Source organism: Duganella sp. sic0402 (genome assembly GCF_019219065.1).
Taxonomy (GTDB): domain Bacteria; phylum Pseudomonadota; class Gammaproteobacteria; order Burkholderiales; family Burkholderiaceae_D; genus Rugamonas.
On the sequence record NZ_JAHUWK010000001.1, the window covers coordinates 996,276 to 1,018,675 of the forward strand.

21 protein-coding genes are annotated in these 22,400 nt (G+C 62.4%); 11 read left to right on the plus strand and 10 right to left on the minus strand.

The annotated features are described in order from the left end of the window. Window positions 1-14 precede the first annotated feature (14 nt). Together KW842_RS04230 and KW842_RS04235 are read left to right on the plus strand one after the other, a co-directional pair. On the plus strand, window positions 15-2,408 hold the full coding sequence (locus KW842_RS04230) for a TonB-dependent receptor (protein ID WP_218302810.1): 2,394 nt from the start codon (window positions 15-17) through the stop codon (window positions 2,406-2,408). Between the two features lie 86 nt (window positions 2,409-2,494). Continuing rightward, window positions 2,495-4,507: a TonB-dependent siderophore receptor gene (locus KW842_RS04235; RefSeq protein WP_218302811.1), complete on the plus strand. Its 2,013-nt coding sequence runs from the start codon at window positions 2,495-2,497 to the stop codon at window positions 4,505-4,507. A gap of 1 nt (window position 4,508) precedes the next feature. On the opposite strand, the gene KW842_RS04240 is transcribed toward KW842_RS04235, so the two are convergent. The 3 genes from KW842_RS04240 to KW842_RS04250 form a co-directional block, all read right to left on the minus strand. After that, the gene (locus KW842_RS04240) at window positions 4,509-5,012 is read right to left on the minus strand and encodes a heme-degrading domain-containing protein (RefSeq protein ID WP_373925126.1); all 504 of its coding nucleotides are present in this window, start codon (window positions 5,010-5,012) and stop codon (window positions 4,509-4,511) included. Window positions 5,013-5,056: 44 nt separating this feature from the next. After that, entirely contained in the window at window positions 5,057-6,190 is a 1,134-nt protein-coding gene (gene lldD, locus KW842_RS04245) for an FMN-dependent L-lactate dehydrogenase LldD (RefSeq protein WP_218302812.1), read from the minus strand. Between the two features lie 102 nt (window positions 6,191-6,292). Next, window positions 6,293-7,222 (minus strand): LysR family transcriptional regulator, encoded by a 930-nt coding sequence (locus KW842_RS04250; RefSeq protein WP_218302813.1) that lies wholly within the window; start codon window positions 7,220-7,222, stop codon window positions 6,293-6,295. Window positions 7,223-7,328: 106 nt separating this feature from the next. Between KW842_RS04250 and KW842_RS04255 the strand changes: the two genes are divergently transcribed. From KW842_RS04255 to KW842_RS04270, 4 genes are all read left to right on the plus strand, one after another. Further along, entirely contained in the window at window positions 7,329-8,768 is a 1,440-nt protein-coding gene (locus KW842_RS04255) for an NAD-dependent succinate-semialdehyde dehydrogenase (protein ID WP_218302814.1), read from the plus strand. An 11-nt stretch (window positions 8,769-8,779) separates the two neighbouring features. Then, window positions 8,780-9,112 (plus strand): carboxymuconolactone decarboxylase family protein, encoded by a 333-nt coding sequence (locus KW842_RS04260; RefSeq protein ID WP_218302815.1) that lies wholly within the window; start codon window positions 8,780-8,782, stop codon window positions 9,110-9,112. A 147-nt stretch (window positions 9,113-9,259) separates the two neighbouring features. After that, window positions 9,260-10,240: an NAD(P)H-quinone oxidoreductase gene (locus KW842_RS04265; RefSeq protein ID WP_218302816.1), complete on the plus strand. Its 981-nt coding sequence runs from the start codon at window positions 9,260-9,262 to the stop codon at window positions 10,238-10,240. Between the two features lie 11 nt (window positions 10,241-10,251). After that, complete coding sequence (locus KW842_RS04270; RefSeq protein ID WP_218302817.1) at window positions 10,252-10,797, plus strand: hypothetical protein; 546 nt, start codon at window positions 10,252-10,254, stop codon at window positions 10,795-10,797. A 29-nt stretch (window positions 10,798-10,826) separates the two neighbouring features. On the opposite strand, the gene KW842_RS04275 is transcribed toward KW842_RS04270, so the two are convergent. Next, a complete protein-coding gene (locus tag KW842_RS04275) occupies window positions 10,827-11,012 on the minus strand; it encodes a hypothetical protein (protein WP_218302818.1) in 186 nt (61 codons plus the stop codon). A 126-nt stretch (window positions 11,013-11,138) separates the two neighbouring features. Then, window positions 11,139-13,724 carry a bifunctional aconitate hydratase 2/2-methylisocitrate dehydratase gene (locus KW842_RS04280; RefSeq protein WP_218302819.1) on the minus strand — a complete coding sequence of 862 codons (2,586 nt, stop codon included), beginning with the start codon at window positions 13,722-13,724 and terminating at the stop codon, window positions 11,139-11,141. Between the two features lie 196 nt (window positions 13,725-13,920). Here KW842_RS04280 and KW842_RS04285 point away from each other — a divergent pair, with 196 nt between their 5' ends. Together KW842_RS04285 and KW842_RS04290 are read left to right on the plus strand one after the other, a co-directional pair. Continuing rightward, window positions 13,921-14,505 (plus strand): TetR/AcrR family transcriptional regulator, encoded by a 585-nt coding sequence (locus KW842_RS04285; RefSeq protein WP_218302820.1) that lies wholly within the window; start codon window positions 13,921-13,923, stop codon window positions 14,503-14,505. A gap of 60 nt (window positions 14,506-14,565) precedes the next feature. Further along, window positions 14,566-15,126: a DUF308 domain-containing protein gene (locus KW842_RS04290; protein ID WP_218302821.1), complete on the plus strand. Its 561-nt coding sequence runs from the start codon at window positions 14,566-14,568 to the stop codon at window positions 15,124-15,126. Between the two features lie 8 nt (window positions 15,127-15,134). Here KW842_RS04290 and KW842_RS04295 read toward each other — a convergent pair whose 3' ends face one another. Then, a complete protein-coding gene (locus KW842_RS04295; protein ID WP_218302822.1) occupies window positions 15,135-15,314 on the minus strand; it encodes a hypothetical protein in 180 nt (59 codons plus the stop codon). Window positions 15,315-15,410: 96 nt separating this feature from the next. Between KW842_RS04295 and KW842_RS04300 the strand changes: the two genes are divergently transcribed. Together KW842_RS04300 and KW842_RS04305 are read left to right on the plus strand one after the other, a co-directional pair. After that, on the plus strand, window positions 15,411-16,232 hold the full coding sequence (locus KW842_RS04300; RefSeq protein ID WP_218302823.1) for a helix-turn-helix domain-containing protein: 822 nt from the start codon (window positions 15,411-15,413) through the stop codon (window positions 16,230-16,232). 87 nt (window positions 16,233-16,319) lie between these two features. Continuing rightward, window positions 16,320-16,727 (plus strand): ACT domain-containing protein, encoded by a 408-nt coding sequence (locus KW842_RS04305; RefSeq protein WP_218302824.1) that lies wholly within the window; start codon window positions 16,320-16,322, stop codon window positions 16,725-16,727. Between the two features lie 2 nt (window positions 16,728-16,729). Here KW842_RS04305 and proX read toward each other — a convergent pair whose 3' ends face one another. From proX to KW842_RS04325, 4 genes are all read right to left on the minus strand, one after another. Further along, the gene (gene proX, locus KW842_RS04310; RefSeq protein WP_218302825.1) at window positions 16,730-17,779 is read right to left on the minus strand and encodes a glycine betaine/L-proline ABC transporter substrate-binding protein ProX; all 1,050 of its coding nucleotides are present in this window, start codon (window positions 17,777-17,779) and stop codon (window positions 16,730-16,732) included. Window positions 17,780-17,795: 16 nt separating this feature from the next. Beyond that, window positions 17,796-18,896, minus strand: a complete 1,101-nt coding sequence (gene proW / locus KW842_RS04315) for a glycine betaine/L-proline ABC transporter permease ProW (protein ID WP_218302826.1) — start codon at window positions 18,894-18,896, stop codon at window positions 17,796-17,798. Next, window positions 18,893-20,128, minus strand: a complete 1,236-nt coding sequence (gene proV / locus KW842_RS04320; RefSeq protein WP_218302827.1) for a glycine betaine/L-proline ABC transporter ATP-binding protein ProV — start codon at window positions 20,126-20,128, stop codon at window positions 18,893-18,895. Before proV ends, proW begins: the two co-directional genes overlap by 4 nt. A 398-nt stretch (window positions 20,129-20,526) precedes the next feature. Further along, a complete protein-coding gene (locus KW842_RS04325) occupies window positions 20,527-21,087 on the minus strand; it encodes a hypothetical protein (protein ID WP_218302828.1) in 561 nt (186 codons plus the stop codon). Window positions 21,088-21,221: 134 nt separating this feature from the next. Between KW842_RS04325 and KW842_RS04330 the strand changes: the two genes are divergently transcribed. Continuing rightward, complete coding sequence (locus KW842_RS04330) at window positions 21,222-22,394, plus strand: efflux RND transporter periplasmic adaptor subunit (RefSeq protein WP_229223472.1); 1,173 nt, start codon at window positions 21,222-21,224, stop codon at window positions 22,392-22,394. Window positions 22,395-22,400 lie beyond the last annotated feature (6 nt).

Consider the following 22,400-nt stretch of genomic DNA (forward strand, 5'->3'; position numbering starts at 1 on the left):
AGGATCAGCACCCGATGCGTCACCCACTTTCTCTTGCCGTCGCGCTGGCCTTTGCCAGCCCCGCCCTGGTTCATGCCCAAAGCGCCGACAGCGCCATTACCTTTGCCATCGCCGCACAGCCGCTAGGCGCGGCGCTGAATGAATTATCGACTGCCACCGGGATTCCGCTAGCATTCTCGCCCGCCCTGGTCGCTGGCAAGATGGCGCCGGCGATCAGCGGTGTGCTGAGCACGCGCCAGGCGTTGGCGCAACTGCTGGCCGGCAGCGGCCTGACAGCGCAGCAGGAAGGCGGGACCATCATCATCCGCGCGGCTGCCCCACGCGCGGCGGAAACCACATTGCCATTGGTGAGCGTGGCGGCCGACGCCATTCCCGGCGAGCTGCCGCAGGCCTATGCAGGCGGCCAGGTCGCGCGCGGCAGCCGGCTTGGGATGCTGGGCAACCGCGACGTCAACGACGCGCCGTTCAGCGTCACCAGCTACACCTCGGAGCTGATCGCCAACCAGCAGGCGATTACCGTGGCCGACGTGATGGCCAACGATCCTTCGGTGCGCACCGTATCCTACGGGCTGACCAATGCGGCCGGCGCGGGCGACTCCTTCATGATACGCGGCTTCTACGTGCAAAACTCGGTCATGTTCGACGGTATCTACGGGATTGCGCCATCGCGCACCCTGCCGGTCGAAACCGCCGAACGCATCGAAGTGCTGAAAGGACCAAATGCCCTGCTGAACGGCATGGCCCCCTACGACGCATCGGGCGGCGCGATCAACATGGCGCCCAAGCGCGCCGATGACAAACCGCTGACGCGCCTCACGGCCAACTATGCGTCGGAAGGCGTGTTTGGCGGCCATCTGGACGTGGGCCGCCGCTTCGGCGAGCAGCATGAATGGGGCCTGCGTTTCAATGGCGTCTACCGCAACGGCAAGACCGCAACGGACGGCCAGAAGGTCGACATGCAAGCGGCCACGGTCGCCATCGACTATCGCGGCGAGCGCCTGCGCGCCTCGCTCGATGCCGGTCACCAGCGCCTGGACAACCAGGCGCCGCTGGGCGCGGGTGGCCTGGGCATCGCCGACGGCCTGTCCATTCCAGCTGCTCCTGATCCGCGCCGGCAAACCGCGCAGGACTGGGAGTTCGCCGACACCAAAAGCGACTACGCGCTGCTCAAGGCGGAATACGACATCGCACCGGCGTTGACGGTGTATGGCGCGGCGGGCGGCAGCAACAACCGCTTCGCCTATCTGTCCACCGATATCTTCGTCATAGACGCGGCAGGCAACGCCCAGGCGACTGTTTACTTTTGGCCCAACTACGACCGTCACCGCAGCGCACAAGCCGGCCTGCGAGGCAGCTTTCACAGCGGCGGCCTGAAACACCAGTGGAACCTCAACGCCTCGTCGCTGACACGCACCAATGGTTATTCGGCTGATTACTATGGCATCGCCAGCTTCGACACCAATATCTACCACCCGGTGTTTGTGCCCGCGCCGTCGCTGGCCGGCATCTCCTACACGCCACCGAAGACCGACAAGCTGGAACTCACCTCCTACGCGGTCGCCGACACCATTTCCACGGCCGGCGAACGCATCGCGGTCACGCTGGGCGCGCGTCATCAGCAGGTGAAGAATACCGCTTACAACACCAGCACCGGCCGAGGCGCAACCGTCTACGACCAGAGCGCCACCACGCCAATGCTGGCGGTGCTGTTCAAGCCGCAGACCGGGCTTGCACTCTATGGTAACTATATCGAAGGCCTGAGCCAGGGCGATACGGCGCCTATCGGCACCACCAACGCCGGCCAGGTGTTCGCGCCCAAAGAGACGAAACAGTATGAACTGGGCGCCAAATATGACTTCGGCCGTTTCAGCACCGCCGCCGCGCTGTTCCAGATCACCCGGCCAAGCGGGCTGGCAATATCCAACGGCGATGGCAGCGCCACCTACAAGGTCGATGGCGAACAACGCAACCGTGGCGTGGAACTGACTTTCTTTGGCGAACTTGCGCCAGGCGTGCGCGCATTGGGCGGCGTGGTCTACACCGACGCGCGCCTGACGCATACCGACCGCGGCCTGTACGACGACAACTTCGCGCCCAACGTCGCGCGCCGCCAGCTGAACATCGGCGCCGAGTACGATGTCGCCGCCCTTGCAGGGCTAACGCTGACGGCGCGCATGATCGCCACCAGCGCCCAGGTGGTCGATCCGGACAACACGCGCAGCATCCCCGGCACGACCCGCTGGGACGCCGGCGCGCGCTATGCCAGCACGGCCTGGGGCCGGCCGCTGATGTTGCGTGCCAGCATCACCAACCTGTTCGCGCGGGATTACTGGGCCAGCGGCTCCGGAGCATGGCTGTACCAGGGCCAGCCGCGCAGCGTGGCGCTATCGGCCACACTGGACTTTTAATCCAAGGCGTTTCCAATAAAGCAATATCGCTACGGTACACGCCGGTTCCTGTTGCGGTTACATCGTGTTCATTGCACAATGTTGGGATGAGCAACGCCGCCCGCCTCCGCCATGCAGTCCTGCTGGCCTGCACATTGGCCGCCGGGACCGCCGGCGCGGCCGGTGCTGGCGAGGCGTCGGCGCCGCAATCGTATGCGCCCGATTACTTCCGGCAGTTCCAGGCCAGCAGCGCCATGGACATGGCGACGCGGCTGCCGGGCTTTGTCTTTGACGGCGGTAATCCGTCGCGCGGCGCGGCCGGCAATGTGCTCATCAACGGCAAGCGCCCCACTTCCAAGACCGACTCGCTGAACGACGTGCTGGGCCGCATTCCGGCCGCTGCGGTCGAGCGCATCGACGTGATCAATGGCGGCGCCGGCGGCATCGACATGCAGGGCCATGCCACGGTGGCGAACTTCATCATCAAGCCGATAGACCTGGTGTCCTCTTCGCTGACCGTCTCCAATTTTGTGATGGCGGACGGCGGCTGGCAGCCTGCGCTGGACGGCAACTACAATCTGAAGCGCGGCGACAAGAGCATCAATCTGACGCTGGGCTGGCGCCGCTCGCCGGACACGGGCCAGGGACTCGGACAGCGCAACACGCAATATGCCGACCGCGAGCAGCCGGCGGAACTGTCGCTGGCCGGTTCCGGCATGACGGAGAATAAAAGCGTCAAGCTGAACTACGCACAAGAACTGCTGGACGGCGAAATCAGCTGGAATGGCGCCTACAATCCGTGGATCTACCAGTCGCAGTCGCGGCAGGAGGCGCAAACCATGGCGCTCGCCACCAACGACAACAGCGGCCGCACGGTGGAACAAGGCCTGGCCTACACCCGCGATTTGTGGCCTGGGGCCAGCATGGACCTGAAGGCGCTGTACCGGACCTCGGAATTCATCGGCGACTCGGCCTATGCCGCCGACGGCACGATTTCCCACTCCATCACCGAAAACGCCGCCAGCGAACAGATTCTGGCAGGCCAGTTGACCTGGCAGGCACTCGACGGCGTGGTGCTCCGTGGCGGCGTGGAGCGCGTCGTCAATGCCAACGACAGCGCCAGCAGCTGGCAGGCCAATGCGCAGGCGCCGGTGCAACCGGGCATGGGCGCGTGGGTACAGGAATCGCGCGTCGAAGGCCAGCTCTCTTCCGCATGGCAGGTCGACAGCTCGCTCAGCGCCGAAGCCGGCGTCAAGCTTGCCCACTCCAGCCTGAGCACCAGTGCCAGCCAGGGCGATGCGAAAGCCTACAACTATCCCAAGCCGCGCCTGCGACTGGCCTTGTCGCCGCTACCGGCGCTGCAATTGCGGCTGCGGCTGGAACGCGAAATCAGTCAGCTGAATTTCGGTGACAACGCCGCTTATTTCGGCATGGCCGACAAGACGCTGCGCGCCGACTATCCGGACCTGGTGCCGGCCAAGACCTGGCTATGCGAAGGCGCGCTGGAATACCGTTTCTGGGACCGTGGCGCGGCCATCCTCAGCTACACCCAGGCGCATATCAGCGATGCGATCGACCGCATGCCGATCCGCACCGCCTCGTCCACCTACGACGCCGCCGGCAATATCGGCGACGCCAGCGCCGACAGCGTCACCGGCATGCTGAACCTGCCGACCGATAACTGGGCGCTGCCGCAAGGCTTGCTCAAGCTGTCCACGACCTGGCGTTCATCGACGGTCACCGATCCCACCACGCAGACCGCGCGTCGCCTGTCGGGCGAGCAGCCGCTGTCGTGGCGGGTCGAATTTTCGCAGGACTTGCCGCAGCAACGCACGGTCTGGGGCTTTTCGGTCGATAACGGCTGGAGCAACGACAGCTGGCAGGTGGCCGAACGCGACACCAGCAGCGGCAGCGGTTGGGCACGCGCCTACGTCAACTACCGTCCAGCGTCGAATATGATGGTGACGCTGGAGCTGAACAACCTCGCCAGCCGCAGCATCACCTACGATCGCCTGCACTACGCCGGCGGCGACCGCTACGCCAGCAATGTCGACTTCTTCGAGCACAACATCACGCGTACCCAGCCCTACGCCATGCTCAAGCTGCGCCGCGACTGGTAAGTCAGAGATCGCCCTCGACCTTCAGCACGGCCTTGAGCGCCGCCACCACCATCGCGTGATCTTCCGGGCCGGGCAAGCCAGTGACGGTAATGGTGCCGATACGTCCTTGGCCTTTGACGAGCAGCGGGAATGAACCGCCGTGGGCGGCGTAGTCGCGCATGTCGAGTCCCGGCAGCGCTTCAAAATTGCCGCCGCTGTTTTTTACCTCGTTGTGCGTGTAGAACGAGCTGTGGCCGGTGCGGTTGACCAGATTGCTCTTGCGGCGTATCCAGTTGGCGTGGTCGGCGGTCATGCCTTCCATGCCGAAGTAGAACAGCATCAGGCCATCGCGGGTGACATTAACCGCCACCTTTTTGTTTGCGGTGCGCGCCAGTTCGACCACCTTGTTACCGAGCGCCAGCGCGGTGTCGGAGTTGAAGCTATCAAATTGCAGCACTTGCTCCTGCCGCGCCAGCGACGCCAGGTCAACCGTCTGCGCTTGCGCCAGGCTGGACAAGCATCCCACTAACAGTAACAGCCTGCAGGTTTTGATCACACGCGCTCCGTTTCTTATTGTGCCAGCAAATGCGGGCCGATTTCCTTGACTGATTTTACGCCAGTCAGCACCATATTGGTCCTGATATCCTTCTCCAGGATAGCCAGCAGTTTTTCGACGCCCGCCTGGCCGCCTACCGCCAGCGCGTAGACAAAGGCGCGGCCCAGCAGCACGCCGTCCGCGCCCAATGCCAGCAGGCGGAAGATATCGGTGCCGGTGCGTGCGCCGCCGTCGGCAAAGATGGTGAGCTTATCTTTCACCGCTTCGGCAATCGCCGGCAGCGCACGCGCGGTCGAGAGCGCACCATCCAGCTGGCGGCCGCCGTGATTGGACACCACGATGCCGTCGGCGCCGAACGCCAGCGCATCGCGCGCATCGTCCGCTTCGAGGATGCCCTTGATAACCATGGGCCCCTGCCATTCATCGCGTATCCACTGCAAGTCCTTCCAGCTGATGGCGGGATCGAAGTTGGCGCCCAGCCAGCCGATGTAGTCTTCCAGTTCGGTCGGGCTGCCGCGATAGGCGGAGATATTCCCGAGATCATGCGGACGGCCGAACAGGCCCACATCCCAAGCCCAGCGCGGATGGGTCAAGGCTTGCAGCATGCGCCGCTGCGCACCGTATGGCCCGCTCATGCCGCTGTGCGCATCGCGGTAGCGCGCGCCCGGCACCGGCATATCGACCGTGAATACCAGCGTGGTGGCGCCCAGCGCCCTGGCGCGTTGCAGGACGTCGCGCATAAAGCCACGATCCTTCAGCACATACAGCTGGAACCAGATAGGACGTTCGACGGCCTGCGTCACCTCCGCCAGCGGACAGACCGACACCGTCGACTGAATGAAGGGAATGCCGCGCCTGGTGGCCGCGCGCGCCGCCTGTACTTCGCCACGGCGGGCATACATGCCGGCCAGGCCCACCGGCGCCAACGCTATCGGCAACTCCTGACGCTGGCCAAACCATTCCGCCGACAGGTCCAGCTGCTCGGAACCTTGCAGCACCCGCTGGCGCAGCCGGACTTGCTGCAAGTCGTCCACGTTGGCGCGCAAGGTCTGCTCCGCGCCCGCGCCGCCATCAAGGTAGTGAAACAGGAACGGCGGTAGCTTGCGGCGCGCGGCTTCACGGAAATCGGTTGCGGAAGAAATGATCATTATCGAATGACATCGAAAACAGATAGACGCCTAGTCTATCACCGCGCTGGCGAATCGTTGAACATCCGGCCATACAATCAAATAATTGCGCAGTCCGCGCAGTTATGGACACGCATTGAGCGCCCAGTTGGGCGGCTGGCCGATGAAGGCCCGCAGCGCATCGAGGAATACGGTCACGCGCGCCGGCGGCTGCCTCAGCGCCCGCAAGGCGTGGATGCCAGTGCAAGCGCGCGGCTGCGCCGACCATTCGGGAAACAACTGCACCAGATGGCCGGCCTTGATGTCCGGTCCCACCACCCAGTCCGGCAAATAGGCGATCCCCATGCCCTCCTGCGCCGCCAGGCGCATCGCCTCGAAGTCATCACAGGCGAAGACGGCCTGGCAGCTGTTGGCGCGCGCAGGATGGCCCAGCACGTCGGTCCAGCACAGCAGGTCGGCGCCGTGCAGCTTGTCGATCAGCTGGTGCGAGAGCAGGCCGGCAAACGTGGCCGGTGTGCCGGCCTGCGCCAGATAGGCAGGGCTGGCGCACAACACGCGTGTCTGCGTGGCGATACGGCTGGCGATCAGCGTGCTGTCGGCCATGTCGCCTATGCGGATGACCAGGTCAAGCCGCTCGACCACCGGGTCGGCCAGCCGCTCGGTAAGATCCAGCTCCAGCCGCAAATCGGGATACTCGCGCACCAGCGCCGCCATCACCGGCAACACATAGCGCTTGCCGAAGGTCGGAAAACACGCTACCCGCAAAACGCCGGTCACGGCGCCCTTCATCGACGCCAGCTCGTGCTGGGCGTCGGTCAAGGCATCGAGAATCTGGCGGGCGCGCACCAGCAGGGCTTCGCCAGCATCGGTCAGCGTCAGCAGCCGCGTGGAGCGCAGGAACAGCGGTGTGTCCAGATGCTCTTCCAGTGTATCGATCTGACGGCCGATGGACGATGGGGTGCGGCCGCGCCGCCGGCCTGCGCCGGAAAAACTGCCCTCGCGCGCCACATCGACAAACACGCCCAAGAACTCCGCAAATTTTTCTGACTGCATCTGTGCATTCCTCGCATAGCCGTTGTTGGTGGAAACCGTCTTATCAGCGACGCCCTGCGGTTTTAAGCTTCTTCCATGCTAACAAACCCACCCGAGGAAAAACACTATGCCTAAGTATATCTATGACCCTCTGTACCTGTTCATCAACGGCGCCTGGCTGGAAGCCGGCGAGCGTGACACGGCGGCAGTCATCAATCCGGCCGATGGCGCCATTCTGGGCCGCTTGCCACTGGCCTCCGCCGCCGACCTGGACCTGGCCCTGAATACCGCCCGCGACAGCTTTCAGCTCTGGCGCCATACCGTGCCTGCGGAACGCGCCCGCATCCTGCGCAACGCCGCCACACTGATGCGCGACCGCGCCGAACACATCGCCACGCTGATGACGCTGGAAGAAGGCAAACCACTGACCGAAAGCCGCGATGAAGTGCTGCGTGCCGCCGACTACTTCGAATGGTTCGCCGAAGAGGCGCGCCGCATCGACGGCCGCGTCGTCCCTGCCAATCGGCCAGGGGTGCAGCAATTGGTCAAGAAGCAGGCGATCGGCCCGGTAGCGGCCTTCACGCCATGGAACTTCCCTGCGATTACACCGGCCCGCAAACTGTCGGCGGCACTGGCGGCCGGCTGCAGCGTGATCCTGAAACCAGGGGAAGAAAGCCCGGCCACCGCCCTGGCGCTGGCGCGCTGCCTGGATGACGCAGGCCTGCCGAAAGGCGTGCTGCAAATCGTTTTCGGTGTGCCGGACATGGTGTCGGCGCAGTTGATCGCCTCGCCGGTGATACGCAAGGTGGCTTTTACTGGCTCAATACCGGTGGGCCGCCTGCTGTCGGAGCGCGCTGCGGCCGGCGTCAAGCCGATCACGCTGGAACTGGGCGGTCACGGCCCGGTGCTGGTGTTTGAGGACGCCGATATCGAAGCGGCTGCCACCGGCGGCGCAGCCAACCGCTTCCGCGGCACCGGCCAGATTTGCATCTCATCGACGCGCTTCCTGATACAGCGCGGCGCCTACGACCGCTTCGTCGAACGCTTTGTCGAGGCGACCAAAAAACTGGTGGTGGGTAACGGCCTGGCGCCGGACACGCAAGTCGGCCCACTGGCCAACCCACGCCAACTGGCCAAGATGGAATCGCTGGTGGAGGACGCGATCGAACAAGGCGCCACGCTGCTGGCAGGCGGCAAGCGCATGGCCGGACCCGGCTACTTTTTCGAGCCGACAGTGCTGGCCAAGGTGCCGATGGGCGCCCGCATCATGCACGAAGAACCATTCGGCCCGATTGCCGTACTGCGCCCGTTCGACACAATGGCAGACGGCCTGGCCGAAGCCAACCGCCTGCCCTACGCCTTGTCCGCCTACGCGTTCACGCGCGACGCCCGCACCGCGCTGGACGTCGGCGATGGCCTGGAGGCCGGCATGATCGGCATCAACCAGTACCGCATCATCGCCACCGAACTGCCATTCGGCGGTATGAAGGAGAGCGGCCACGGCTCCGAAGGCGGCGCCGAGGGCATCGCCCACTACCTGACCAACAAATTCATCAGCCAGATCTAAAGGAGAGTCCCATGAAAGCCATTGATTTCACCAGCCCACGCGCTGCCGCCCGCCCTTTCACCCCAAAACTGAGCGAGTTCGTCGAGCAGCCGCTGTATTCGCAGGTATGGACCGATCCGGACCTGTCGCCGCGCGACCGCAGCTTGATCACCATCGCCTGTCTGGTAGCGCTGAACCACCCGAACGAGTTGCCGGCGCACCTGCGGCGGGGATTGGAGAATGGCCTGACCAAGACGGAACTCAGCGCGGTGATTACCCATCTGGCGTTCTATGCCGGCTTCCCGGCTGCCATCACGGCGTCGGCGTATGCCAACGCCACCTTCAGCGAAGAAGCCGGCGCCTGAGTTGCACAAAAGACGCGTAGCGGTCCATCACCATCAGGCAGTTACCACGCTGCCTGATCGTTGCTACGCTAAAAAAGATCACTTCAGAGAGGGGCGCCGCTTCGCAGCCAGGCTGACTTCACTCTCATCACATTTTAAGGACGCATCATGAAAGCCATCACCTTTGACCAATTTGGCGCCGCCGACGTACTGAAAATCGGTGACGTCGCGGAGCCTGTACTGCGCCCCGACGACCTGCTGGTGCGTACGCGCGCCGCCGGTGTCAACCGCGCCGATCTGACGCACCGCAAAGGCGGCTACGGCTGGCCGGATTTCGGCGACTCCACCATCATGGGCCTGGAAATCGCAGGCGACGTCATCGCCATCGGCGACAACGTGCAAGGCTTTGCGGTCGGAGACCGCGTGATGGGCATCGTCGGCGGCGGTGCTTACGCCGAGGTGTCGCGTATCGACTACCGCATGGCGATGCCAATTCCGGAGGGGCTCGATTACATCCAGGCGGCAGCGATCACTGAAGTTTTCGTCACCGCGCACGAGGCGCTGATCCATCTCGGCAGGCTGCAAGCCGGTGAAACAGTGCTGATCCACGCCGGCGCCGGTGGTGTCGGCGGCGCGGCGGTGCAACTGGCGCGTGCAATGGGCGCCACTGTCATCACTACCGCGCAACAGCCAGCCCATGCGCTGGTGCAGCGTATGGGCGCCCACCACGCCATCGATTATGTTGACGAGGATTTTGCCGAAGTGGTGGCGCGGCTGACAGAGAATCGCGGCGTCGACGTGATCCTCGACTTCATCGGCGCGCCCTATTTCGAACGCAACGTCAATTCGCTGGCCTTCGGCGGCCGCCTGGTGCAGATCGGCATCATGGGCGGCATCGAAAACGCAAAGATTCCGCTGGACCGCCTGCTGTACCGCCACCTGCAAATCATCGGTACGGTAATGAAGTCGCGTCCACAGGAAGTGAAGCACGCCATGTCGCGCCGCTTCAAGGAACGCTGGCTGGGTCATTTCGTCAAGGATGGCCTGACGCCGGTGATCGATAGCGTCTTCCCGCTGGCTGAAGCCGGCGCCGCGCAAAAGCGCATGGAGGACGGCCTGAATGTTGGAAAAATTGTTCTCACCATGTAAGGAGAAATATCATGACTGTCATTCGTACCGATCTGGTTTTATCGCAATCCGCTTTCAGCCACATCATCGATGTGCCGTTTGAAAAAGTCGACATTGCCAAATGGTTGTTCACGCTGCCGGACGCCGAATACCAGCGCTGTGCTCCGCCCGACCACATCGCCGCCGGCGCCACTTATACCGACGACGGCCGCCGCATGTCGATCAACGTCGAGATGATCGGCTCTGGCCTGGTGGTACAGCACTACGTCGGCGAAATCACGGAAGCCGCACATTGCCGCATGGTGTCGACCTCCGATGTATTCACGCCGAACGGCCGCACCAAGGTGCAGGTGATCTGGGACTTGAGCGTCAGAAAGCTGGACGATCAGCGCTGCGAATACACCAATGGCGTGATTTCACATCCGACCGAGGAGTTCCTGGCGTTCATCAAGGAAAACGGCGTGACGTGGGAAAAAGCTGCTGCCGACCGCCAGTCTGCCTCCGGTGATCATAATCGCCGCGAAACGCCGCTGTTCGCCGAAAGCATCGCCCGCGCCGCCCGCCGCGACAAACCATAAGGCGGGTGCCATCGACACGGCGTAGCAGCTCATCGGGCGCGGTCGTCCTGGCGGCAGGCGCTGGAGAAAATGCGCTCGACGATGGAACGCGGCACGTTGCGGAACAGCAGATAGGCGGCAGCGCTACGCTGGCCGTAGGTCTGGGCCCACTCCAGTCCCTGGCGCACAATCGAAGCCTGGCGCGCATCGGAGCGGGGAGTTATTTTTGTATCCATTCCCCACTATCTCACATTAGCCCAATCGCCATCGTGCGCTGACGTACACTGCGGAGCCATAAAAAAACCCCACCAGGCTGCTATCAACCTGGTGGGGCCTGGGCCGGCGCGATGGGCCGGCCGGTATTACACCTGAACCGTATCCGCCACGGTACGGAACTCTTCGATCTGGTCGAAGTTCATGTAGCGGTAGATGTCGGCAGCGTTCTTGTCGATCACGCCGATATGCGACATGTACTCTTCCTTGGTCGGGATGCGGCCCAGTGCCGAGCACACCGCCGCCAGCTCTGCGGAACCCAGGTAGACATTGGTCTCCAGGCCCAGACGGTTGGGGAAGTTACGGGTCGAAGTCGACATCACGGTGGCGCCCTTGCGGATCTGCGCCTGGTTACCCATGCACAGCGAGCAGCCCGGCATTTCCATGCGCGCGCCGGTGCGGCCCAGCGTGCCGTAGTGGCCTTCGGCGGTCAGCTGTTGCGCATCCATCTTGGTCGGTGGTGCGATCCACAGCCGAACCGGGATATCCGATTTGCCTTCCAGGACTTTCGATGCGGCGCGGAAGTGACCGATGTTGGTCATGCACGAACCAACAAACACGTCGTCGATCTTCGCGCCGGCCACGTCGGCCAGGGTCTTCACATCATCCGGATCGTTCGGGCAGGCGACGATAGGCTCATGGATGTCAGCCAGGTCGATTTCGATGACGGCAGCGTATTCGGCATCGGCATCCGGCGACAGCAGTTGCGGATCGGCCAGCCATGCTTCCATCGACTTGATACGGCGCTCCAGCGTGCGCTTGTCCAGGTAGCCATTGGCGATCATCCACTTCATCAGCGTGATGTTCGAGGTCATGTACTCGATGATCGGCGCTTTATCCAGGTGCACGGTGCAACCGGCGGCCGAACGTTCTGCCGAAGCGTCGGACAGTTCGAATGCTTGCTCAACCTTCAGGTCTGGCAGGCCTTCGATTTCCAGGATGCGGCCGGAGAAGATGTTCTTCTTGCCTTTTTTGTCCACGGTCAGCAGGCCCTGCTGGATCGCGTATAGCGGAATCGCGTTGACCAGATCGCGCAGGGTCACGCCTGGCTGCATCGTGCCTTTGAAGCGCACCAGCACCGATTCCGGCATATCCAGCGGCATCACGCCAGTGGCGGCGGCAAACGCCACCAGGCCCGAACCTGCCGGGAACGAGATACCGATCGGGAAACGGGTGTGCGAGTCGCCGCCGGTGCCGACGGTGTCCGGCATCAGCAGGCGGTTCAGCCACGAGTGGATCACGCCATCGCCCGGACGCAGCGCAACGCCGCCACGGTTTTCGATGAAGGTTGGCAGTTCGCGGTGCATCTTCACGTCCACCACTTTCGGATAGGCGGCGGTGTGGCAGAACGATTGCATCACCAGGTCAGCCGAGAAGCCCAGGCAAGCCAGGTCTTTCAGCTCGTCGCGGGTCATTGGGCCGGTGGTGTCCTGGGAGCCGACGGTGGTCATCTTCGGTTCGCAGTAGGTGCCTGGGCGAATGCCCTTGCCTTCTGGCAGACCGCAAGCACGGCCAACCATTTTCTGCGCCAGCGAGTAGCCCTTGCCGGTGTCGACCGGGTTTTGCGGCAGGCGGAACAGTTCCGATGCCGGCAGGCCCAGCGCTTCACGCGCCTTGGCAGTCAGGCCACGGCCGATGATCAGAGGAATACGGCCACCGGCACGCACTTCGTCAAACAGCACGTCCGACTTGACCTTGAATTCAGCGATGACGGCGCCGTTTTTCAGCGCCTTGCCATCGTAGGGACGCAGCTCGATCACGTCGCCCATTTCCATTTGCGTCACATCCAGCTCGATCGGCAGTGCGCCAGCGTCTTCCATGGTGTTGTAGAAGATCGGGGCGATCTTGGTACCCAGGCACACGCCGCCGAAACGCTTGTTCGGGATGAATGGAATGTCTTCGCCGGTGAACCACAGCACCGAGTTGGTGGCCGATTTACGCGAGGAGCCGGTGCCGACCACGTCGCCAACGTAGGCGACCAGATTGCCCTTGGCCTTCAGTGCTTCCAGCTGTTTCAGCGGGCCGACCTTGCCTGGCTCTTCCGGATTGATGCCTGGACGTGGATTTTTCAGCATCGCCAGCGCGTGCATCGGGATGTCCGGACGGGTGGTCGCGTCCGGTGCAGGCGACAGATCGTCGGTGTTGGTTTCGCCGGAGACCTTGAACACAGTCAGGGTCAGGCTTTCCGGTACGGCAGGACGCGAGGTGAACCACTCGGCGTCGGCCCACGATTGCAGCACGCCCTGAGCACGCACACTACCCTTGTCGGCCAGTTCCTTGACATCATGGAAGTAGTCGAACATCAGCAGGGTTTTCTTCAGGCCCTCGGCAGCCACGTCGCCAACAACGGCGTCGTCCAGCAGATCGATCATCGGCTTGATGTTGAAGCCGCCCAGCATGGTGCCCAGCAGCTTGGTTGCCAGTTCGCGCGATACCAGCGGCGAGCTTTCGCTGCCTTTGGCGACGGCGGTCAGGAAGGCCGACTTGACCTTGGCGGCATCATCAACGCCGGCTGGTACGCGGTTGGTGATCAGGTCGACCAGGAATTCTTCCTCGCCCGCTGGCGGGTTAATCAGGAGTTCAACAAGGTCGGCGGTCTGGGCTGCGGACAGCGGCAGCGGAGGGATACCAAGGGATGCACGTTCGGCAACGTGGGCGCGGTAAGCAGCTAGCATGAGAGTTCTCGTCAGGGTTAATTGCAGGGCAGGCAATGATGATCGTCAACCGCCTGTACTGGGTACTATTGTACACCAACAACTCTTATATAAGACATATAATAGGAGACGCAAGGTTTTTCTGCCACAAAGCCATTTACAAAGTTTTGCTCGAATTTGCTTGACCACTTACCTACCAGAAGGTAGGCTACCATCCATGAGCAAACTATCGACTACCTACGACGACATTCTGGCGTGCGCCCGCAAGCTGATTGCGAGCGGCGGCTATAACGGCTTCAGCTATGCCGATATTGCTGAGGTAGTTGGTGTCCGTAAAGCAAGCATACACCATCATTTCCCCAGCAAGGTCGATCTGGTGAAGGCTTTGCTGGTGCAGTACCGGCGCGAGGCAGAAGCAGGCGTCGGTAATATGCAACAGAGTATTCCCGAGCCGTTTGCGCAGCTGGACGCTTACATCGCCTATTGGAAAGCCTGCCTCGGCGACGCCAGCGCGCCCTTCTGCGTCTGCGCGCTGCTGGCAAGCGAAATGCCGATACTGCCGGAGGAAGTGGCGCTGGAAGTGCGCGCCTATTTCCGCTTTCTGTCAGGGTGGCTGAGTTCGGTGCTGAGCCAAGGCGCCCAGCAAGGTGCGATCGCGCTGCGCGACACGGCCCAGGTCGAGGCCGAAGCCTTCATGGCGACGGTACACGGCGCGATGCTGTCGGCGCGGGCTTATGGCGATGCTGGCATTTTCAGCACCATCATGATGCCGCAACTGGAGCGATTAACCCCATCAAGCTGAGCGATGAGTTCGGCGTTTTTTTAACCATATTCCCTACCAACTAGTAGGATGGAGATTGCAATGAAACAAACTAAGCTCAACACCAATGAACAATGGCTGAAAACCTATTACTATGCGCGCGCCGCCGTGTCGGGCGCGTGGATGCTGGCGGCCTTCAGCGTCGCCCAGCATTCGGCCGCCATCGCCGCCGCGCTGCTGGTGTTCTACCCGCTGTGGGACGCGCTCGCCAACCTGGTGGACGGCATGCGCAGCGGCGGCGTGATGCGCAACCGCACACAATTGCTGAACACTGTCGCCAGCCTGTTGGTGGCGGTGGCAATCTGGATCGCGCTGCCGGACATGCATCAGGTGCTGGCCGTGTTCGGCGTGTGGGCCATCCTGTCCGGACTGCTCCAGCTCGGCACGGCGCTGCGCCGCTGGAAACTGCATGGCGCGCAATGGGCGATGGTGCTGAGCGGCGGCCAGTCGGCGCTGGCCGGCAGCTTCTTCATTATCCAGGCCCAGGCGGCAGCCATGCCAACCATCGCCACCGTGGCCGGCTATGCGGGATTCGGCGCGTTCTACTTCCTGGTGTCGGCGCTGTCGCTGAGCATCAGCGGCTGGCGCCGCAAGAGCGCGTGACGCTCGCCCTACTCCACCATCACCCAGCGCTGATACTCCACGAACAGCGCAAAGCCGTCATCGAACTGTAGCAGTTCGATGATCTCGGCCAGCAGTTGCACCAGCAGCGACAGCGTAGCGGCGATGCTGATCAGCATCGCCTCATCTACCATGTCCAGTTCAAACGGCATATCGTCTAACCGCGTCATATCGCAACTCTCTTGTTGATCTGGCAGTCAGGATAAGCGCGGCGGGCCACGGCAACAATGCTAAACTTAGTCAAATGATTTAGCGATCTTGCCACCATGCCCGTTTTAAAAGAATTTCCCCGCCTGGACCTGCCCTTGCCTGCGGACTGGATCGACCCCGATACGGTGCCCCGGCCCGTCGTCACCGTCGGCATCAACGCCGAAAAGACGGGCAGCCTTGAGATAGAGCCGCACTCGCATATCAAGGCGCAGTTTTTCCTGTGCCTGCGTGGCGTGCTGACCTGCGAATCAGCCGGCGGCTTCTGGCTTGTGCCGCCGCAGAGCGCGTTGTGGATACCTGCGGATACAGAGCACGCGCTCAAGATGGAGGGCGTGGTGGAAGGCTATACAGCCTTCATCGATGCGGACGCCCTGCCCATGCTTCCTGAGACGTGCAGCGCCTACTCCGCTTCGCAACTGATGCGGGAGTTGATGCGGCGGTCGGCGAGCTTTCCGGCGCTGTATCCGGAGGGCGGGTTCGAGTCGCGGCTAATTGCCTTGCTGCTGGAAGAGATACAGCGCACACCGCGCGCCGACCTGCATCTGCCGATACCAAGCGACAAGCGGGCCCGCAGGATTGTCGACATGATGCTCGCCAATCCCGGCCAACGCGGTACCATCACCAGCTGGGCCAAGCTTGCAGGCCTCAGCGAACGCACGCTGTCACGCCTCATTGCCGAACAAACCGGCATGAGCTTCGGCCGATGGCGGCAGCAGATCACCATCATCCTCGCGGTGCAGCGGCTGGGCGCTGGCGCGTCGATCCAGCAAGTCGCGGCGGAGCTCGGTTACGAAAGCGCCAGCAGCTTCGTCACCATGTTCCGCAAGGCCGTGGGTGTCCCGCCCGGCCGCTACATGCACGGACGCAGCGTGGACTGATTAGTTTTATGAATGGAGTATGAACATCATTCATTGTACTAATCGGCAGCCATCCTCTACGCTTCAGCCTTTCTTTATGAGGGCGATATGGAAGCAGCCAAGGAAATTCATCAGATCACGCTGGAACAGACCAACGGCGATTACGCCGTATGCCGGCTGGCGCCCGATGCCGCACTACCGGCATGGGCCGACGGCGGCGGCTTCGTGACCATCAGCCGTTCAGCGCATGAGCTGTCCGTCGTCTGCCTGACCGAACGCGTGCCAGCCGATACCCAGCAAGAAAGCGGCTGGACCTGTTTGCGCTTTGTCGGCCCGTTCGCCTTTGGCGCGACCGGCATTGTGCTATCGGTAGTACGGCCGCTGTCGGAAGGTGGGCTTGGTGTGTTTGTAGTCTCGACTTTCGATGGCGATCATTTGCTGCTCAAGACCAGCGACATGGCCAAAGCGGCCGCGCTGCTGGAACGCGCCGGCCATGTGCTTGTAAAGACGCCTTGATCTCAGGACTTGGCTGCCGCCAGCGCCTGGGCGATCCAGCTATCAAATAGCTGCTGGTGGAACTTGATCCAGCCTGCCGCATGGCGGGCGATATCGGCCTGGGTGTTTTCGCCATCGCGCATGCGTTCGTTTTGCGCATTGATGTCGGCGATCGGCAGACGCATCACTTCAAACAGCTTGACCGCTGCCGGATTTTTCTCGGCCCAGGCGCGGTTCACCACGATGCGCGTGGTGTTGACGGCAAAACCGTAATCGCTGCCGTCGGCCAGGCGGGTGTTGGCTTGGTCCGGCGTGGACGAGAACGGCACTTGCAGCCATACCACGTCCTTGCCCGGCACCAGCACCCCGCTCACCCAGTACGGCGTCCAGGTGTAGTACAGGATCGATTCGCCGCGCTTGTAGCGGCTGATGGTGTCGGCCATCAGCGCGGAGTAGCTGCCCTGCACATGCTGCACCGTTGCGCGCAGCTTGTAGGCATCCATATGGTTTTCGATCATCGCCTCGCAGCCCCAGCCCGGATTGCAGCCAGTCAGGTCGGCCTTGCCGTCGCCATCGTGGTCGAACAGCTTGGCCAGGCCTGGATCACGCAATTGCTCTACATTGGTGATGTTGTATTTATCCGCCGTGGCCTTGTCAATCAGATAGCCCTGTGCGGCGGGGCCGGCGTATTCGCCGGTGCGCAGCAGCTTGGCGTCGCCGCCCGCGTTCTCGTAATAGCTTTGGTGCAGCGGGTCCCAGTGCACCGCCAGGAAGGTCGCATCGCCATTCGCGATGGCGATGTGCGCAGTCGGATATTCCACTTCCTTGACCGGCTCAGGCTCATAGCCCAGTTTCTCCAGCGCGCGCTCGACCAGCATGGTCTGGAAGGTTTCCTCGGCGAGCGAGCTTTGCAGCGCCTGCACCTTGATGCCCTTGCCGGGCAGGCTGGCATCCGGCGTTTGCGCCATCGCCACACCGGTGGTCAGGGCCAGCGCAGCGAGCGCCAGTGCGGAAATCCAGTGCCATTTGCGTTGCGTTTTATACGTCTTTTTAAATTGTTCAATACGTTGCATCGTCATCCTTTCTTTTTTATTGTGCGGTAGCGGTCTTGGCGGGAGCAGCCGCTTCAGAGCGGACTGCACTGCCTCGCACCAGGCGCAGCAACAGGCCTGCCGGGCCGGTTTGATACCAGTGGCGGGCGCCGCGGCGTGGCTGGCCCATGGCTTGCGTCAGGCGATCCAGCGCGATGGCCAGCAGCACGATACCCAAGCCACCGACCGTTGCCAGGCCCATGTCCAGGCGGCCAATACCGCGCAGCACCATCTGGCCCAGGCCACCCACCGCGATCATCGAAGCGATCACCACCATCGACAGCGACAGCATCAGCGACTGATTGATACCGGCCATAATCGACGGCATGGCCAGCGGCAGCTGCACGCGGGTCAGCAACTGCCAGGGCGAAGCGCCGTAGGCGCGCGCTGCTTCGATCAGGTCCGGACGCACCTGGCGGATACCCAGGTTGGTCAGGCGTACCAGCGGCGGCAAGGCAAAGATGATGGTCACAATCACGCCTGGCGCATTACCGATACCAAACAGCATCACCACCGGCACCAGATACACAAAGGCTGGCGTGGTTTGCATCGCGTCCAGCAGCGGGCGCAGGATGTTTTGCGCGCGGTCATTGCTGGCCAGGACAATCCCCAGCGGCAGGCCTATCAGCAGGCAGAAGGCCAGCGAGGTCAGCACCAGCGACAGCGTGACCATCGCCTCCGGCCACACGCCCAGCATCGACACCACCAGCAGCGCCACCACGGTGCCGATCGCCAGCGCGCGGCTGGTAAACTGCCACGCCAGCAGGCCGATGATGGCGATCATCGACAGCGACGGCACCGACGTCAGCACCTCGCCCACTCCGTTCAGCGTGGCGTCGATCGGCGCACGCACCGCCTGGAAGAACGGACGGAAGTGCTCCACCACCCAGCCCAGGCCCTGATTGATCCAGGACTCCAGCGGCAAGGCGCCGTCGAAAATTTGCGTCAGCTTGTGCAGGCCGTCGGCGTGTTCTGGCGCGGCTGCCGGCTTGGCGGCGTCCAGCCAGGCAGTATCAGTTGGCGGCGTTGGCAGCCATGGGTTGATCGGAGCTGCTTGCTCAACGACCGGTTCGATTGCGGTAACGTCATTCGGATTCATGCGTGTCCTTTCTGTGCGTGTTGCTCGGCGATCGGTGGTGTAGTCGGGTCCAGGAACTTCAGCAGCGTGGTACGGCTGATAGCGCCGTGGAAGCTGCCGTCATTCGCCACCACCGGCACGGCATAAGGCAGTTGCGCCACCTGGCCGAACAGGCCGGAAACCGGCTCATCCGCGTTAATCGATTGCACCTCGGGCAAGAAGGCGTGTGCCAGGCCCAGCGGACCTGCGTGGCCGTCCAGCGCGTCGCGCAGCGAGTCGGCCGACACCATGCCGAGGAATTTACGTTTCGGATCAACCACGTAGGCGTAGCTGCGATCCTGGTCTTCCAGCATGGTCAAGGCAGCGCGCGCACCACGGGCCGGCGATTCCGACACCACGATCTGACTCTTGCGGGCGATGTCGCTGGCCTTGAACACGGCCGCAGCATCCACGCCGCGCACGAAGCTACGCACATAATCGTTGGCCGGCTTGCGCAGGATTTCCTCCGGCGTGCCCACCTGCACCACATGGCCATCTTTCATGATGGCGATACGGTCGCCAATGCGCATGGCTTCATCCAGATCGTGCGAAATGAACACGATGGTGCGGCGTTTGATCTGTTGCAGGCGCAGGATTTCCGATTGCATTTCCGTGCGCATGATCGGGTCCAGCGCGGAGAAAGCCTCATCCATCAGCAGGATCGAGGGATCGCACGCCAGCGCACGCGCCAGGCCGACACGCTGCTGCATACCGCCGGACAATTCATCAGGATAGCTGCCGGCGTAAGCCGCCAGGCCGACCTGCTCCAAGGCCTGCTTCGCCAGCGCATGGCGCTCGGCTTTCGGCATGCCGGCCAGCTCCATGCCAAAGGCAGTGTTGTCGAGCACAGTCAACTGCGGCAGCAGCGCGAACGACTGGAACACCATGCTGATGTCCTTGCGGCGCAGCGCACGCAACTGCGCGTCCGGTAGCGTGTTGATGTCGTTGCCATCGATCAGAATGCGGCCGTCAGTCGGCTCGATCAGGCGGTTCAGCATGCGCACCAGAGTCGACTTGCCCGAACCGGACAGGCCCATGATGACGAACACTTCGCCGGCTTCAATGGTAAAGGTGGCGTCGAACACACCGATCGTGCATTCGGTCTTGGCGAGAATGTCTTGCTTGCTGGCGCCTTGGCGGACCAGCGCCAGCGCTTCTTCGGGCTGATCGCCGAATACTTTGAAGACATGGTCGATGATGATTTGTTTAGCCACGTTGTGGTTCTCCTTCGGTTAGACGAATGGAATGACACCCTGCTGGCCGTAGGCTGGCGATGGGAATCAGCGAACCTTGAGCCGTCGGCGATACCACGGCGCAGAGGCGCGCGCAGGCAACGGATCAAGGAGAGACACGGGGGAACCGACGAGCATGCGCCGGTAAGCCGGGGTGTCATGTGCGTGCTTTTGTGCGTGCTGAAGGAGGCTGGGCTACAGGACTTTCAGCCACGCTCAAGGGTGTGGGCGCAAGGCCCGGTGCAGAGATTACTGCGATATCTGTTGTAAATTGACGTCAATTATAATTCAAAAATACAACAAAGTCCAGTGGCTTTCCGAATTGAAATGTGCTAGCAATGTTAAGTGGTGCACAGACCGCCGAACGAAAAGACTGTTGCTCACGCACCGGCAAGCTCTTTCACGCAGCTTTGCCATTGACGTTTGAAGTCGGCGTCCCTGGGAAACACGGGGGTTACCAGCACCTTCGTCGTCGCTCCACCGTCGCCCACCTCAAGCATCAGATCGGCGCGTTGCGTTAGCGCGTCCAACACTGCGGTGACCGCGCCTTGCGGCAATTCCTTACGCCCGCCTGTGGGCAATTGAATACTCAGCAGCGGCGCGCTGTCCGGCACCAGCAGCCGGACCGTCCGGGCGTTCTCCGAACGGGCGCCCGCTGGCGTTTCCAGGTGAACGCTGCTCGGGCCATGTCCTTCCCGCTGCGCGATGATCAATAAGCGCGAACGAACGCCCGGCTGCAATTCGATCGGCGTCTCATAGCGGCACCAAGCCCATCCATGGTCGCCAGCCAGGAAGCTCACCCCGGGAGCCGGCGCGGCCGCGAACACAGGCGGCATCAATGTCAGCATGGCCATCAACATGACCGATTTCATTCCAGCCTGTGTCATTTCATCACTTTCAAAAATTACGAGGGCAGCTCCATCGCTTGCGTTGCACTTCATATTATCAAAAAATACTCCTTCCGAAATGCAGCCGCGCCAAATGGCGGCGCTAGTGCCCGGTAGAGAATGGGAAATTGCTGAAAGTGTCGCGCCAAGCGCTAAAATGAGCGCTGTTTTTTAATGAAGTAAAACTGATGAACCACAAAAAAGATGGCGCTCGCCCCCCTATCTTGTTCGCCGCAGCCGCGCTGGCGCTGATGCTTCATGCTGATATGTCATTCGCGCAGTCACCCGGCTCGGCCGAAGTCAGGCTGGAGACGCTTACGGTGCAGCGCGGCGACCTGCTGCAAACCGTCGACGCAACCGGGAAATTGCAATTCCACCGGTTTGCCGATGTGAATGCCCAAGTTGCTGGTCAGATAAAGGAGGTGCTGTATGCCGTCGGGGATGCCGTGCAGGATGGCCAGCTGGTGATGGAAATTTCACCCGCAATCCGCGCTCACCAGATGGAAGGCAACCGGGCTCAAATGGCACGGCTGCGCGCAGAACTGGCGGACCAACAGGCGCAGACCGACTTCGCCGAATTGCAGTTCAAGCGCCAGACCCAGCTCAAGGCCCAAAATGCCACCCGAGAAGAAAGCTTCGAGTCCAGCCGCATGAATTTGTCTTCGGCGCGCGCCCGAATGGACTCCATCAACGCGCAGGTCCGGCAATTGGAGGCAACGCTGAAATTCGATGAAGAAAGCAGCCTGCATAAACAAGTTCTGGCGCCGCTGTCAGGCACCGTGGTGGCAGTAAATGCGCGCGCCGGGCAAACGGTGGGCGTCGGCCAGGCGGGCTTGCCGCTGATGCGGATAGCGGATCTGTCGCAAATGACGGTCCAGGCACGTGTGGCGGAAGCAGATGTGACCCGCCTGAAGCGCGGCATGACGGCAAACTTCCAGACGCCCGGCTATCCCGGCCGCACCTGGTCCGGCAAACTGCGTCAGGTGATTCCCGTCCCCGCTGACGGGACAGGCGAGCAAGGCAAGCAAACCTTTTACAATGTTCTGTTCGAGGTCGCCAATCCGGAACAGGAACTCATGAGCGGCATGTCGACACAGGTGCAGTTCATCGTCGCGCAGGCCAGGGATGCGGTGCTGTTGCCAGCTGACTTGCTGGGCCAGCGCGACGCGGCGGGAACGTATCAGGTCCAGGTGGTGAACCGTGACCGGCAGATCGTGGCACGCAAATTGAAAATCGGCTTGCGCACTGCACAGCAGGTACAAGTGCTGTCCGGCCTGGCGGCGGGAGAGCAAGTACTGGTGGGTCCCGCGCCAGCGTCGGCGCTTCAGCCCCAGCAAGCCGAGCCGGTGGGAGCTCCATGAACCGGC